Below are 15,879 nucleotides of genomic sequence, written 5' to 3'. Positions count from 1 at the left end.
CAAAGATAGTGAAATCTTTGATATACCCCATGAATTGGCTGGAAAACTATACAATCTTTCCGCCCCGCGTCAAATGTCTTTTTTCATAATGAGGTGATTCTCATTGTCGATACGTTGGTAAGATATTTCGTTCATGATGCTTCGTATGAGGAATATTCCCAGCCCTCCGATTGGGCGTTCCTCCAAAGAGAGTGTAACATCTACCTCATCTACTTGTGTCGGATCAAAAGAGGCTCCTTTGTCCGTTAATAGGAAAACAAGTTGTTTTTCGCTGTAAGTTACTCTTAATAGGATGGTGTGTTGCTCTTGAGTTGGATAGGCGTACATAATTATATTGGCTACGGCCTCTTCCAATGCCAGATTGATATTCATTGTCGTTTCAAATGACAAAGAAAGTTCTTCTCCCAGTTCTTCAATGAAACTGGCTAAAACTGAAATTTCATTTAAATCGTTTGAGATCTTTATTTCTCTTTCCATAATGATATGTGCTTAATTGTTTGTTGTCCGGGTTCATATTGAATAAGTAAAATAGTCAAGTCATCGCTGGCTTCGGCTTCTTTGACATGATCTGCTACAGAGTCCTCTATACCATTAACAGTGGTGCGTACATCAGACGTGTTATTATCAGACAATGTCTTCAATAACTTTTCGTCTCCATATAGCTCTTTCTCTGTATTTTCAGCTTCTGTCACTCCATCGGTGTAAAGGAACAGTTTACTTCCTTTTTCCAATGTCGTTTCATCTTCGGTATAGGCAAATTCTTCAATGACACCAACAAATATCTGGGTCTTGAATTCAAGGAAAGAAACCTGTCCGTCCGGACGAATCAGTATGGGAGGATTATGTCCGGCATTACACAGTTTCAGTTTCCCCGTTTCCAAATCGAGGATTCCGACAATAAGCGTGACAAACATGTTGGATTCGTTATTATCAGAAATCGAATTGTTCATGTCCGTCACAATCTTGGCCGGTGAAAGCACCTGCTGAGATAAAGTACGGAACAGACTGCGGGTGATTGCCATAAACAGAGAAGCGGGTACGCCTTTTCCTGATACATCCCCGATTAGGAAGTAGAGGCGGTTGCCATCCATATAGAAGTCATAAAGATCTCCGCCTACTTCTTTCGCAGGGTGAAGTATGGCATGCAAATCTACATCACTACGTTCGGGGTAGGGAGGGAATATCTTGGGAAGCATTCCCATTTGTATTTCCCTAGCTATAGAAAGCTCGCTTTCAATCCGTTCTTTGCTGGCAGTCGTGTCTTTTAGTTCAACTACGTAAGTAGATAAAGAGTGCTGCATGAAGATAAGCGAATCGTATAGATCTCTGATTTCATCGTTGGAATGCACTTCTGGTATGGTAACATCAAATCGTCCGGTCGCAATTTCGCGGGCTGACTCGGAGAATTTCTCCAGTGGGCGGACAAGGCGTCGGATGATGCTGTACACAATCAGGAATAGGGCTATCATCCCCACTATAAAAGTGTAGATGATTGTTCGGGATGTACTGTCTAGTTCCTGAAGAATAATCTGGCTTGGACAAACGGTGCATACTGACCATCCAATCTGGGGAATAGTTGTGTAAAATGCATACGAATCTACTCCTTTGTTATCGAAACGCATGGTTCCGGTGTGTCCTGCCAGCATTTCATGTCCGATCTGTTCCTGTGCAAGATTCTCTTTGGCAAAGGCTTCAGAGAATATCGTTTCGTTCATGATCTTATTTCTATCCATGTGAGTCAGGAAACTTCCGTTGCGACTGATTAAATAGGTGTAACTGGAAGGATATGGCTTCAGCAAGCTGATTGTATCAGTGAATTGTGTCAGTGATATATTGGCTGTAAAGACTGCGACTAATTTTCCATCACTGTCAAACAGCGGTTTGGCATAAGTACTCATGATGAAATTTCCCCCTCCGTCATCATAATAAGGTTCGCTCCAGTAAGGTTGTTTAAGCAGTTGGGGGATAAGATACCAGTCCATGCATGGATAGTCATAATTCTGGCTACCCAATACCTGGTAAGTGATCTCGCCATTTATTTCATCTTTGAAAGAAGCATAAGGCATAAAATATTTCCCTTTTTCTTTGTAATAATCGGGGACGAAAGCGATGCCGCTTCCTACAATGAACTGATTGTTTCTAACAACAGATTCAATAATATTATGTAAAGAATCCGGGTGATCTATGTTTTTTTCCAATATCCAAACGGACTGCTCTATGGTAGTCTCTACTGACAATAGCTGACCGCTGATTTCAGTTGCAATGTTACTTAATAGTCCATGAGTGCGTTCAATGGCAAAATCCGTTACTTTCTGGTGGCTATAATAATAAAATAACGCTATAATAGTAGCAAAGATAATCAACGTAAAGGAAAGTACGTAGATACTTAGCCGGGTTGCAAAGGAACGGGAAAAAGTGTGTTTCATGAATGAATGTGATTATTTTACGAAATTTTCATAACGAATGTTGCTGGTGTTTTTGATTTGATCTGGCAACAAAATACTAGTTGCCAGATCAAATACTTCTCGGCTTAGCCGATAGGGACGTTGCCCGCTCTTCCTGTTTGTTTGTAGCCGTAAGATCTCATCCAACATTTTACGCTGGTGATATCTGTTGGTTCCTATGTTGTGTTGATGCACTTGTTCCATTATGATATCCAATGTTTGTTCGCGGTGTTCGTTTGCCCATTCCCAGCCACGTATGCTGGCACGGGCCAATTTCTGTACAGCTTGGGGATATTTCTGATAGAATTCTCTGCTAACATAAAGTCCGTCCTCTGGCAAGTTATATCCATAATCTGCGAAATGCATGATATGAATAGAATCAGTCTTTACACCGGCTTCAATTAGTTGTAGAAACTCATTGTAACTTCCTACGAGACAAATATCTACAGCTTTCGATAGGAAAATATTGACTCCTCCATTAAAACGTATCCATTCCACCTGGAGTTGATATTTGTTGGCTATTTGATCCAGTAGTTCTTGACTAAGATGATTCCATACCCCTATTTTCTTATGTTGCAAAGATGAAATACCCTTGAGTGGCGAACGACTGACAAGCATCAGACTGTTTTCCTGTGAGGTTTGCAAGATATTAACTACCTGTGCACCTGCAAAATATTCAGTCAAGGCATACGATAGGTTCATAACTACCGCTTGCGAATACCCTTTCTGCAGAAAAGAAAAAGAGCTTGCCGAAAGCGAAGGATGTACCACATGTACGTCAAGTCCCTCTTCCTTGTAGAATCCCAGTTTGTCGGCTACGTAATAGCCTGCAAATTGTGCTTGTGCCGTCCATTTGGGTGTGAGATTAATGGATTGTGCATTCACCGGTTCTGTCAGAAAGAACAGAGATAGCAAGATACTGCAAATAATAGATGCTTTTCTCATTATCAATGGAATTAACGAATGATAAAAAGGCCGGAACAGCCTGTCATATCGAATATTTTCCGTATTTCCGCACGCATAGCTTCTAATACAAGTTGTCCGTTGTGTTGCTTTACACTTTTCTGGAGGGTTATCAGGCTTCTTAAACCGGAACTGCTGATATATAGTAATCCTTCGCAGTTGATTATTATATTAGGATTCTGAACGTTTAATAAAGGTTGGATGAGAGCATTGAATTCGTTGGTATTGGCAGTGTCCAATCGTCCTTCAACAGTGAGTATGATTACTTCCTCTATTTTACATAAATTCGTTTTAAGAGTTGCTTCCGGTTTGAAATCCATTTCTATATTTTTAGTCAGGATTAGTTCGTTTTGGTTGTCCGTCGAATGATATTCTACTTTATCCATTGTTCGGCGAATCAGGAAGAGTCCCAAACCTTGTGTCAGTTGCTGTTCCAGGGATAGTGCATTTTCTGATGCTTCATTTTCAGATTTTGTGGGATCGAATGAAATACCATCGTCAATAATCTGGGCAATCAGCAGGCCGGGGGCCACAGAAGTTCTCAATGTAATTTCACCTTTTTGATTTTGAGGATAACCGTGATGGATAATATTGCTTATTGCTTCTTCAATAGCTAGGTTGAGACTCATTGTTATGCCGGAAGGTAAATGTAATGACATGCCTAATTCTTCGATGAATTGGGCAATTATTGCAATTTCCTCTACCTGATTTTCGATAGTGATTTCCTTTTCCATATTCTTTAAGTAGCGCGTCATATTATAATTTATTCTTGTTTGGGGTGAATGCTGCCACAAAAGTATTAGTAAAGGTGAAAAGTCTGAAATATATTACTCCCAAATGGTTCCCATTTTAGCAAATCTCCCTATATTGGGACGCTTTTTACGAGTGGGATGCTCCCGTTCTTTTCGCGAAAAGACTACTTTTGTCGCTCAAAACAAAAAAAACATGGTAAACGTAATTGTTCTCTGCATTGAATTGTTGTTGGATATTGTGGGCTTGGTATTGGGAATACTTGTTTATTCACGTTCTTCAGATAATAATGGACTGACAAAAGCATGGGGAGTATTGGCTATCACTCTGTCCCTTCTTCTTTTGTGTGATAATCTGGAATGGATGTGGATTTTCAGTAGAGGAGGTGAGGAGACGATTCCGCGTTTTACTGAAGTTCCGATGAATCATCTTTCGATATGGCATATTGTCCGGGTGATTGTCTTTTTTCAGTTCTTTTCTATTTTTCCTATAGCCTCATTGAAACCGGGATGGATGACTTTTTCAAGAGTCGTCAGTTTATGTATCCCTATTTTGCTGATTACATGTATAGCTTGTTGCTATGAGTTTTTTAACGGTCACTATACTACTCTAAAATCTTTTGCTTCCATTCGGGAGAATATTGGTGAACGGGATGTACGGGTAAGGCTGATGCTGTTTATAATCAGTGTAATTACTCCTTCCGTAAATTTCCTCTTTCCATATATGAGACGATGGATTCCCGTCCGGCGTAAACAGAGCCAGGCAATGTCTATTTATATGATGTGTTTTGCTATCATCATGTCCGGCTATATTTGGTTGATGCTGGGCACTAGTGGATTATGTTTTAACGTGTTCGGCTATATTGTAATCCTTCCCGTCCTTTTTTTAAATATACTATATTTGCGTAATGAGAATCCACTTTCTTTACCTCCCCAGCCTGTAGAAGAGCTGGAGATGGAAGAAATAGAAGCCATCCGGGAAATTGCGGTTTCGCCTGTCGTTTTTGAACTATCCAACCAGATGCAAAGTCTCATGAAACATAGTAAACCATTTACTAATCCTCAATATTCCTTGCAGGAATTTCTGAATGATTTGAATACGAATGAAAACAGACTCAATAAGGCTCTTCATTATGATGGCTTTTCCGGTTTCAGAGATTATATTAATTTCTACCGTTTGCAGTATTTTAAAGAACAGGCACAGTTGAAAAGGGAGCTTACAGTAAAGGAATTAATGTTTTTGAGCGGCTTTACCTCCCGCTCCAGTTTTTACCGTTATTTTGCGAGTGTGGAAAAAATGTCTCCCAGTGAATATATGGAGATGCTCAATAGAGAAAATAAATAAGGGGTGTGGGAAAAGAATCACCACAGATCATAGAATTAGCACGGATTTGATTGTAATTCAAAGATTATCAATGCAGAATCGATGTTTCTTTTATGTAATCGGTGGTGAAACTTGAAACTGGTAGGTAATTTATTATTTAGCTAAATCTCCTATCTCGTCTAAATTCTTCTGAATATCTTCGTCATTCAATGTATAATTCACCAGATCACCGGCCAAATACTTATCATAAGAAGCCATATCGATCAGACCATGACCTGAAAGATTGAACAGAATCACTTTCTCTTCTCCTGTCTCCTTACATTTGTTAGCTTCGCGGATAGCCGCTGCAATAGCGTGGCTGGATTCGGGAGCCGGAATAATACCTTCAGACTGCGCAAACAGACAACCGGCTTCGAAAGACTCCAATTGCTGTATATCTACCGCTTCCATCAGGTTATCTTTGAGTAACTGTGAAACGATTACACCTGCGCCGTGATAACGAAGTCCACCGGCATGGATATGAGCAGGAGCAAAATTGTGTCCCAAAGTAAACATCGGCAGCAACGGAGTATATCCGGCTTCATCACCGAAGTCATACTGGAACTTACCACGTGTCAGTTTCGGACAAGAAGCAGGTTCGGCAGCAACGAAACGAGTCTTTTTCCCTTCCTGTATGGTGTGGCGCATGAACGGGAAAGAGATACCTCCGAAGTTGGAACCACCTCCGAAACAACCGATCACGATATCCGGATACTCGCCTGCCATTTCCATCTGTTTTTCAGCTTCCAGTCCGATAATAGTCTGGTGGAGAGTCACGTGGCTAAGTACGGAACCGAGCGTATATTTACAGTTAGGAGTCATTTGTGCCAGTTCGATAGCTTCCGAAATAGCAGTTCCCAATGAACCTTGATAAGTGGGGTGTTTAGTCAGAATATCCTTACCGGCACGGGTAGACATAGATGGAGAAGGAGTGACCTGTGCTCCGAAAGTCTGCATGATGCTGCGGCGGTATGGTTTTTGTTCATAACTGATTTTTACCTGATAAACGGCAGCTTCCAGACCGAAAACCTTGGCTGCGTAAGAAAGAGCGGCTCCCCATTGTCCGGCACCGGTTTCAGTGGTAATGTTGGTCACTCCTTCTTCTTTGCAATAATAAGCTTGTGCCAATGCAGAGTTCAATTTATGCGAACCGATAGGGCTTACGCTTTCGTTCTTAAAATAGATATGAGCCGGAGTGCCGAGTGCTTTTTCCAAACCATAAGCACGAACCAGCGGAGTGCTACGATAGTACTTGTACATTTCACGCACTTCTTCCGGTATTTCGATCCATGCATCCGTCTGATTCAGCTCCTGATGACACAGTTCTTTTGCGAAAATCGGATATAAATCTTCTGCTTTCAGCGGTTGTTTGGTTCCCGGGTGCAACGGAGGCATAGGCTTGTTCACCATATCAGCCTGAATGTTGTACCAGTAATGTGGAATTTCTTCTTCCGGTAGAATATACCGTTTTCTTTTTTCACTCATAATATTGTAGTTTTTTAGTTTTCTGTTGCCAAAAGTAGTCAAATTTTTAATATTCAGAAAATTTTGTCAACAAAGAATCGCATTTGATTGTTATTTTAGTTAAGTTTGCACGACCCCGTTAAAAAAGATGATATGAAGATTTATCATAAGTTTTTATTGTATCAGAATAAACTCCTAAAACCCTATGTACGTATTTTGTTAGGGCTGATAGAAGCACTCACTTATCTGGCGTCTTTATCATTGATTGTCGGAGTAGTATATGAACATGGCTTTCCCTTGTCTATTGATGAAGTGGCGAATTTGCAGACATTGTATAAAACTGTCTGGATCATTTTTCTGATTGATGTAACTTTACATATCTCGCTGGAATACCGGAATACTAAAAAGCAATACCGGCGATTAGCCTGGATCTTGAGTGGATTGTTATATCTCACGTTGGTACCTGTTATATTCCATCGTCCGGAAGAAGAAGGAGCTATTTTGCATATTTGGGAATTCTTACATGGGAAGTTTTATCATCTTCTGTTATTGTTAGTTCTTTCTTTCCTCAATCTGTCCAATGGGCTGGTGCGTCTGTTGGGACGGCGTACCAATCCGTCTTTGATATTGGCAGTCAGTTTTATGGCTATTATTCTGATTGGAGCAGGCTTGTTGATGCTTCCGCGCTGCACGGTAAATGGTATCACCTGGGTAGACTCTTTATTTACGGCTACCAGTGCCGTATGCGTTACGGGCTTGGTACCGGTAGACGTGTCTACTACATTCACCACTTCGGGATTAGTTGTCATTATCCTGCTGATTCAGATTGGCGGATTGGGAGTGATGACATTAACCAGTTTCTTTGCCATGTTCTTTATGGGGAATACCTCCATTTATAATCAGCTTGTTGTGCGTGATATGGTTAGTTCCAATTCATTAGGTTCTTTGCTGTCTACTTTATTATATATATTAGGCTTCACCTTAGTGATTGAAGGGATCGGCATGGTTTCGATTTGGTTTAGTATTCACGGAACGTTGGGAATGACCCTGGAAGGAGAGTTGGGTTTTGCTGCTTTCCATTCTATTTCGGCTTTTTGCAATGCGGGCTTTTCTACGCTTTCCGGCAATTTAGGAAATCCGATGGTGATGACTAACCACAATTGGCTGTTTATTACCGTTTCTCTATTGATTATATTTGGTGGTATCGGTTTCCCCATCCTTGTCAATTTCAAGGATATTGTATTGTATCACCTCCGTCGTTTCTGGAAATTGATTCGTACCCGCAAACTGGATCGGCATAAAATGCAGCACCTCTATAACCTGAATACGAAAATCGTGTTAATCATGACTTTTCTGCTTTTATTAATCGGCACATTGGCTATTGCTGCTTTTGAGTGGAATGGTTCTTTTGCCGGTATGCCTGTGGCAGATAAGTGGACACAAGCTTTCTTTAATGCCACTTGTCCGCGAACAGCCGGTTTCAGCAGTGTCGACCTGGCATCATTGAGCGTGCAGACATTGTTGGTTTATCTATTCCTGATGTGGGTGGGCGGTGGATCACAGTCCACGGCAGGTGGTGTGAAAGTGAATGCTTTTGCGGTCGTAGTTCTGAATCTTGTAGCCGTATTGCGTGGCACTGAACGAGTGGAAGTGTTCGGCAGGGAATTGTCTTACGATTCAATCCGGCGTTCCAATGCAACAGTAGTCATGTCATTGGGAGTCTTATTCATTTTTATTTTCACATTGAGCATACTCGAACCGGGTGTTTCCATTATGGCATTGACTTTCGAATGTGTCTCTGCGCTTAGTACCGTGGGTTCCAGTTTGAACCTGACCCCTCATTTGTGTGACGCGAGCAAACTATTGGTGTCTTTGTTGATGTTTATTGGTCGTGTGGGGTTAATAACATTGATGTTGGGAATCGTCAAACAGAAAAAGAATACAAAATACCGTTATCCAAGTGATAACATCATAATAAACTAAAGCTATGAAGTATATTATTATTGGTTTAGGAAATTACGGCCATGTGTTGGCGGAAGAACTGTCCGCCTTGGGACACGAAATTATAGGTGCGGATATAAGCGAAAGTCGTGTAGACTCCATCAAAGATAAGGTTGCTACAGCTTTTGTCATTGATGCCACTGACGAACAATCATTATCAGTGTTGCCATTGAATAGTGTGGATATAGTTATTGTAGCGATTGGAGAGAATTTTGGTGCGTCGATACGAGTCGTTGCCCTGTTGAAGCAGAAAAAGGTTCCCCGTATTTTTGCCCGTGCTATTGATGCCGTACATAAAGCGGTGCTTGAAGCTTTTGATCTGGAACGAATCCTGACCCCGGAAGAAGATGCTGCCCGCAGCCTGGTACAACTGCTCGACTTCGGTACTAACATGGAAGGATTCCGCATCGATCAGGATTATTATGTTGTGAAGTTCACGGTTCCGGAGAAATTTGTAGGATATTTTGTGAATGAGTTAAACCTGGATGAAGAGTTTCATTTAAAAATGATAGGATTGAAACGGGCGAATAAGGTCACCAACTGCCTGGGTATTTCTCTGACCGAGCTTCATGTGAAGAATGAATTACCGGGAAATGAGAAAGTGGAAGAAGGAGACGAATTGGTCTGCTACGGCAGGTATCGTGATTTTCAGGCCTTCTGGAAAGCTATTTAGCTAGAGTACTTATAACGTCGCTTTTATTGAGCACAAGTGAGCAAGTTTCGGAGATAGTTGTATGAAGAAACCCATCGGACTTCTTTTCAGTAAAGAAATCCGGTGGGTTTGTTATATGCTGAAGCGTATGCCTTATTTCGTCTGAATACGAATATTTCCGGCTTTCACTCCGTTTGCTTTTGCTGTAAATACAATCTCTCCGGCAGTTTCACCGGCTTGCAGGATAGCTGTCAACATACCGTTGAAAGCATGCATCTTCGGAAGATGGAATTGTTCAAGGTTCGTCGGATCTCCATTGGCGGCAGCACGATATTTACCCGTTCCCTTTACCGAGAAATTTATCTGACGATTATCGGTAGGGCAGAGGTTACCGTCTTTGTCTACTACTTTAACAGTCACATAAGCCAGGTCTTTTCCATCTGCAGTCAGTTCGTTACGGTTGCTTACCAGTTCGATGTGATGAGGCTTTCCGGCAGTACGGACTACTTTTTCAGCTACCGCTTTTCCGTTTTTGTCGTAGGCTACTACTTTCATTTCACCCGGTTCGTACTTTGTATCCATCCACATCAGACGATAGCGGTTCTTTAGCGAACTATTATTCTTGCTTTGTTTTCCATAACTTTTGCCATTGATAAACAATTCGGCAGTAGGATAATTAGTGTATACAAAAACGGGAGTCACTTCACCTTCACGTCCCGGCCAGGTCCAGTGAGGCAGGATATGCAAGGTTTCCGCTTCCTTGTTCCACACGCTACGGTAAAGATAATAGCGGTCTTTTGGTAAACTGGCAAGGTCGATGATACCAAACATTGAACTGTGGTTAGGCCATGAATCCGTATCGTATGGTGACGGTTCACCCAGATAATCGAATCCGGTCCATACGAACTGTCCGATGGTCCAATGATGATCGTCAGCTAATGCAAAGTCCTCGTCCGGAATATTCGACCAGGGACAAACCTCCACATCGTATGAAGAGCATTGATGATCTTCATATTTGGCCCCTTTCTTATCCTCCACCGGGAACTTGTATACGCCGCGTGAGCTGACAGTAGAAGCCGTTTCGCTTCCCAGAATCAGATTCTGCGGGAGTTGGTCGTATGACTCCTGATAGCGTTGCGTACGGTAATTAAGTCCCGGAATGTCAATCATTGCTGCAAATCCGTTGGCAAGTACACAACTCACCTGGTCCATTCCGCAAGTGACAGGACGTGTAGGATCTTCACGATGGCAGATATCCTGCAGGAATTTGGCCACTTTATAACCGACAGGACTGCATTGAGTCGGTACTTCGTTACCGATACTCCACATAATGACGCAAGGGTTATTCCGATAATTATGAAGCATATTTATCATATCACGTTCCGCCCATTCATCGAAGTAGCGGTGATAACCATTTTCACATTTGGCGATATCCCATTCATCGAACGGTTCGATCATCATCATAAATCCCATTTCGTCACACAACGCAACGAGTTCGGGAGTCGGCATATTATGAGAAGTACGGATCGCGTCACATCCCATATCTTTCAATAGCGTAAGCTGATGACGCAGTGCTGCAACATTGATCGCGGCACCCAACGGACCTAAATCGTGGTGATTACATACACCCTGAAATTTACGGTGTTTCCCGTTCAGGTAGAACCCTTTGTCGGCAATGTATTCAATGCTGCGGATACCGAAACGTGTGGTGTAAGTATCTACCAGTTTATCATCCGCATAAATTTTAGAGACAGCCTTGTAAAGCGACGGACTTTCCGGCGACCAGAGTTCGGGTGCGTTTACAATAAAATTTTGTTCAAAAGGTTGTCCGTGATTGATGCGGCTTGTATTCTCTTTCCGGGTAACAACTTTACCTTCCGGAGAAAGAATTTCCGTCTCTACACGGATGGCTGTTTTCTCACCGGCATTGTCTATCTTCGTTTGGAGACGTACGGCTGCAAAATCCTTGTTGACGTGAGGAGTTGTGATTTGCGTTCCCCATACAGGTACATGGATTTTGTCAGTCACAATCAGGTGTACATTGCGATACAGACCTGCTCCCGGATACCAGCGCGAAGATTGCGGACGGTTTTCCAAACGCACGGCAAGCGTATTGTTTTTACCGTCTTTATTCAATAAGGAAGTCACATTACAGTGAAAAGAATTGTAGCCGAAAGGCCAGAAACAAGCTTCTTTTCCGTTGATGTAGACACGCGCTTCACTCATGGCACCGTCAAAAAGTAGTGTCACTTCTTTGTCGGCAGGGGCGTCAAAACTGGTACGATACCATCCGGTACCTACATAAGGAAGACCGCCGGTACGTCCTGTCTTCAAGGAAGCTTTTTTCTCAAAGTTCTGTGTCACTGCCACGTTTTGGAGGTCATTGTTCATGTCGAATGGACCAAAAATCGCCCAGTCGTGTGGAATAACAACCGATTCCCATTTAGTGTCATTGAACTCCGGCTGACTGGCCTCTTTAAAATCTCCTTTACTGAATTTCCAGTTCTTCTCCAGCAGTGCCTCACTGCGTTGCGCTTGCATAGTGCAGGCGGCGGCCATCAAAAGTACAGCTAATAACTGTTTGGGGTGTTTCATGTTCATTTTTACTTTTCAGGTATAAAATATTTTGGATTCGGCGTAAAGTTATAAAAAAGGATTCAATAATCTTATCTCTTGAAAGCATTAAATGCACTGGCCGGTTTGCCACTGTTGTCGAGCCCCCCTTTGTGATAGCCTTTCCATTCCTTCTTTCCTTCAAATGTAGGAAAAATGTCGGTTACACTTGTAAATATCCCGCTCTTTTTGTTCCTTTGCCATCTATTTATAAACAGAAAACTTACGTATGAGAAAACTAGTTTATTGGCTTTTATTGCCGTTGGCAGTGGCTGTGAGTGCATGTGGCGGTAAAAAAGGAACTTCAGATAATCAGTCGCTACTGGCAAGAATAGACAGTATAGATGCTCACGGATTGCAGCGTATGCAGACGTCTAAGAGCGAAACTAACTTTAAGTTCAAAGGAAAAGATTATCATTCCTTTGTTTCACGTACTCCGGACGAAAGTCTGCCTCATGTAACAAATGAGATGGGAGATACTTATGTCGACAATAAAATAGTGCTGCACCTGACACGCGGTAACGAAACGGTATTGAACAAGACATTTACTAAGAATGATTTTTCATCCGTAGTCGATGCAAAATTTCTCTCGAAATCTATATTGGAAGGAATTGTATACGACAAGACCACTCCGCAGGGCATTGTATATGCCGCAAGTGTTTGTTATCCGCAGACAGATTTGTATATGCCGCTTTCTATAACGATCACCGCCGATGGAAAAATGAGTATACGGAAAGTCGATATGCTTGAAGAAGATTTGAACGATGAAGCACCGAATTAAGCCTCCAGGCAGGTGTTGACAGCAAAATTACACAAATGTGAAAGCATTTGAGACAAACGAAAGGCAACTGATGAGGTTGCCTTTCGTATTTTTGCACCGTCAACAAACTTAATATCGAATAGAATGAAGAAAAGCATTTTTATTATTTGCGTGCTGGCATCAGGATGCACGGCGATGGCTGAACAAGTCGAGAAACCCGGTCCGGCTATAGAAACACAGACTTTGGTGCCACTGACCGAGCGTGTAAATGTACAGGCAGATTCGGCATGTGTCAATCAGATTATAGATGGTTGCTGGGTAGCAGTCGGAGCTAAAAAAGCGCATGCCATTCAACGTGATTTCAACCTTATGTTCAACGGAAAACCTTCTTACCGTTTTGAACTGAAAGAAGATGATAACACATTATCCGGATATGCAGCGGGGGAAACAAAAGGGCGTGCGGAATTTTCTTATTGTTATGCAACTTCCGATGATTTCAAAGGCAAACCAGCCGATACATATAAGAAAGCACAAATAATGAAAACTGTATATCATCATGGAAAAGGTATTTGTCCGCAGGGTGCTTCCCGCGATTATGAGTTTTCGGTATATATCCCTTCTACATTAGGCAGTGATGTTTCCACCATTTTTGCTCAATGGCATGGAATGCCGGATCGTACTTTGGTACAGACTCCACAGGGTGAAGTGAAGAAACTGACAGCTGATGAGTTCATGGAACTGGACAAGACTACTATTTTTAAGAAAAACATGGGATACGAAAAGAAACCCAAGCTGGACAAGCAAGGTAATCCGGTGAAAGACAAACAAGGCAATCCCGTTTATCAAGCCGGAAAGGCTAACGGATGGCTGGTGGAACAAGGTGGCTATCCTCCATTGGCATTCGGATTTTCAGGCGGATGGTTTTATATCAAAGCAAACTCCGACCGTAAATGGCTGACAGATAAAGACGACCGTTGCAACGCAAATCCGGAAAAGACACCGGTTATGAAACCTGTGACATCCACATATAAAGTATCGACCATTGCTTACAAAATGCCTTTCGCCGATTTTCCGAAAGATTGTTGGATTACATTCCGTATTCATATCGATTGGACAGTCTATGGCAAAGAGGCGGAAACAATTGTAAAGCCGGGTATGCTCGATGTACAGATGGACTATCAGGAAAAGGGGAAAAAGGTTAATAAACACATTGTGGACAATGAGAAAATCATGATTGGACGTAACGACGATGATGGTTATTACTTTAAGTTCGGTATCTACCGTGTAGGTAATAGCACGAAGCCGGTATGTTACAATCTGGCAAACTATTCAGAGAGGTAATTAGTCAGAAGGTAGAAAGAGAGTGATATCCGGATGTCCGTTTAGTGGGCATCCGGATATTTTTTTATAGGTTAATAATCTGAAAAAATAATATCGCATTTATCAAGTGTGCTTCAAGTCTGCAAAAAGATTTGTTTTTTTGTTGCTTGCCAAATGGTATAATATATAAAATTATTAGTGATGCAAATGATGAACAAAAATGGATTTAGCCGGTGTGCGGAATTCTACATCGGTCGTTTGCGGAAGGAGGGACGGTATTCTACGGCGCATGTCTACAAGAATGCCCTCTTTTCTTTCAGCAAATTTTGCGGCACGTCTAATGTGTCGTTCAGACAGATCACCCGTGAACGTTTACGACGTTACGGCCAGTATCTTTATGAGTGTGGCTTGAAGCCCAATACGATTTCTACGTACATGCGTATGCTTCGTAGTATTTATAACCGTGGAGTGGAAGCGGGCAGTGCGCCATACGTTCCGCGACTGTTTCATGATGTCTATACAGGTGTGGATGTACGCCAGAAAAAGGCTTTGCCTGCTACGGAATTGTATAAGCTTCTGTATGAGGATCCCAAATCGGAACGTTTACGCCGTACACAAGCTATTGCCGCCCTGATGTTCCAGTTTTGCGGAATGTCATTCGCTGATTTAGCCCATCTGGAGAAATCGGCACTCGATCAGAATGTGTTGCGATACAATCGTATCAAAACTAAAACTCCAATGAGCGTGGAAGTGCTGAATACGGCAAAGGAAATGATTAACCAGCTCCGTAGCAAAGAAGATTCTCATCCTGACTGTCCGGATTATCTGTTTGATATTCTTCGTGGGGATAAAAAACGGACGGATGAAAGAGGTTACCGGGAATATCAGTCCGCTCTCCGTCGATTTAATAATTCTCTGAAGGACCTGGCAAGAACCTTGCATTTGCAATCTCCTGTCACTTCCTATACGCTTCGTCATTCTTGGGCAACGACTGCGAAGTATCGGGGAGTCTCCATTGAAATGATTAGTGAATCATTGGGGCACAAATCTATAAAAACGACACAAATCTACTTGAAAGGCTTTGGACTAAAAGAACGTACGGAAGTAAATAAAGGGAATTTATCTTACGTTAGAAATTGCTGTGTAAGTGGTGGGAGAATAGTAAAGTATTGATAATTAGAATCAAACTATGTGTGTTACTTCTTAGGTAACGGAATTAAATTTGACGCAAAGATAGACAAAAACACGAATAGAAAGCAAATATTCCTCCACTTTTTTTCGTTTTATCTGAAACATAGAGCAAAAAACTATCCGAACATGAAATAACCTTATTTCCATGCTCTATACTTTTTATTGCCTAATCTCTAGATTTTTCCCGCTGAGTATTAGGCCTTTCCACATTCTACGCCTTTGTCATGTGCGTGATTTCTATTTTTATCATAATGTACGTTTCGTGTATGTGTTATCCGTTACCTAAGAAGTAACGGAATCACATGGGGTAAAAAAATATGATTTTAACGAAACCAAAATCAGTAAATGCCGGGCCTATT

Annotated in this window: 12 protein-coding genes; 6 read left to right on the top strand and 6 right to left on the bottom strand. The window is 41.8% G+C overall.

What is annotated here, in order from left to right; translation table 11 throughout:
* Positions 1–69: 69 nt before the first annotated feature.
* The 4 genes from BSCG_RS22070 to BSCG_RS22085 are packed head-to-tail and all read right to left on the bottom strand — an operon-like array spanning position 70 to position 4,141.
* Positions 70–477, bottom strand: coding sequence for an ATP-binding protein (locus BSCG_RS22070; RefSeq protein WP_004325354.1), 408 nt, complete (start codon positions 475–477; stop codon positions 70–72).
* Positions 462–2,426, bottom strand: coding sequence for a SpoIIE family protein phosphatase (locus tag BSCG_RS22075; RefSeq protein WP_008775082.1), 1,965 nt, complete (start codon positions 2,424–2,426; stop codon positions 462–464). Before BSCG_RS22075 ends, BSCG_RS22070 begins: the two co-directional genes overlap by 16 nt.
* Positions 2,427–2,438: 12 nt before the next feature.
* On the bottom strand, positions 2,439–3,389 hold the full coding sequence (locus BSCG_RS22080; RefSeq protein ID WP_008775081.1) for an ABC transporter substrate-binding protein: 951 nt from the start codon (positions 3,387–3,389) through the stop codon (positions 2,439–2,441).
* Between the two features lie 11 nt (positions 3,390–3,400).
* Positions 3,401–4,141, bottom strand: a complete 741-nt coding sequence (locus BSCG_RS22085; protein WP_008775080.1) for an anti-sigma factor antagonist — start codon at positions 4,139–4,141, stop codon at positions 3,401–3,403.
* 211 nt (positions 4,142–4,352) lie between these two features.
* Here BSCG_RS22085 and BSCG_RS22090 point away from each other — a divergent pair, with 211 nt between their 5' ends.
* Positions 4,353–5,501, top strand: coding sequence for an AraC family transcriptional regulator (locus tag BSCG_RS22090; protein WP_032848772.1), 1,149 nt, complete (start codon positions 4,353–4,355; stop codon positions 5,499–5,501).
* 132 nt (positions 5,502–5,633) lie between these two features.
* Here BSCG_RS22090 and BSCG_RS22095 read toward each other — a convergent pair whose 3' ends face one another.
* Positions 5,634–7,004, bottom strand: a complete 1,371-nt coding sequence (locus BSCG_RS22095; RefSeq protein ID WP_004316593.1) for a TrpB-like pyridoxal phosphate-dependent enzyme — start codon at positions 7,002–7,004, stop codon at positions 5,634–5,636.
* Between the two features lie 132 nt (positions 7,005–7,136).
* Between BSCG_RS22095 and BSCG_RS22100 the strand changes: the two genes are divergently transcribed.
* Positions 7,137–8,966: a TrkH family potassium uptake protein gene (locus BSCG_RS22100; protein WP_008021450.1), complete on the top strand. Its 1,830-nt coding sequence runs from the start codon at positions 7,137–7,139 to the stop codon at positions 8,964–8,966.
* Between the two features lie 4 nt (positions 8,967–8,970).
* The gene (locus BSCG_RS22105) at positions 8,971–9,657 is read left to right on the top strand and encodes a potassium channel family protein (protein ID WP_008643051.1); all 687 of its coding nucleotides are present in this window, start codon (positions 8,971–8,973) and stop codon (positions 9,655–9,657) included.
* Positions 9,658–9,789: 132 nt separating this feature from the next.
* Here the strand turns inward: BSCG_RS22105 and galB are convergent, their stop codons facing one another.
* Entirely contained in the window at positions 9,790–12,237 is a 2,448-nt protein-coding gene (galB, locus tag BSCG_RS22110) for a beta-galactosidase GalB (protein WP_008775078.1), read from the bottom strand.
* A gap of 241 nt (positions 12,238–12,478) precedes the next feature.
* Between galB and BSCG_RS22115 the strand changes: the two genes are divergently transcribed.
* The 3 genes from BSCG_RS22115 (at position 12,479) to BSCG_RS22125 (ending at position 15,502) form a co-directional block, all read left to right on the top strand.
* Positions 12,479–13,030, top strand: coding sequence for a DUF4738 domain-containing protein (locus BSCG_RS22115; RefSeq protein WP_008643053.1), 552 nt, complete (start codon positions 12,479–12,481; stop codon positions 13,028–13,030).
* Positions 13,031–13,153: 123 nt separating this feature from the next.
* On the top strand, positions 13,154–14,350 hold the full coding sequence (locus BSCG_RS22120; RefSeq protein ID WP_032849328.1) for a heparin lyase I family protein: 1,197 nt from the start codon (positions 13,154–13,156) through the stop codon (positions 14,348–14,350).
* A gap of 186 nt (positions 14,351–14,536) precedes the next feature.
* Complete coding sequence (locus tag BSCG_RS22125; RefSeq protein WP_305803627.1) at positions 14,537–15,502, top strand: tyrosine-type DNA invertase cluster 3b; 966 nt, start codon at positions 14,537–14,539, stop codon at positions 15,500–15,502.
* Positions 15,503–15,879 lie beyond the last annotated feature (377 nt).

This window comes from Bacteroides sp. 2_2_4, assembly GCF_000157055.1.
Taxonomy (GTDB): Bacteria; Bacteroidota; Bacteroidia; order Bacteroidales; family Bacteroidaceae; genus Bacteroides; species Bacteroides ovatus.
This window is presented reverse-complemented; position numbering and strand designations above follow the sequence as displayed.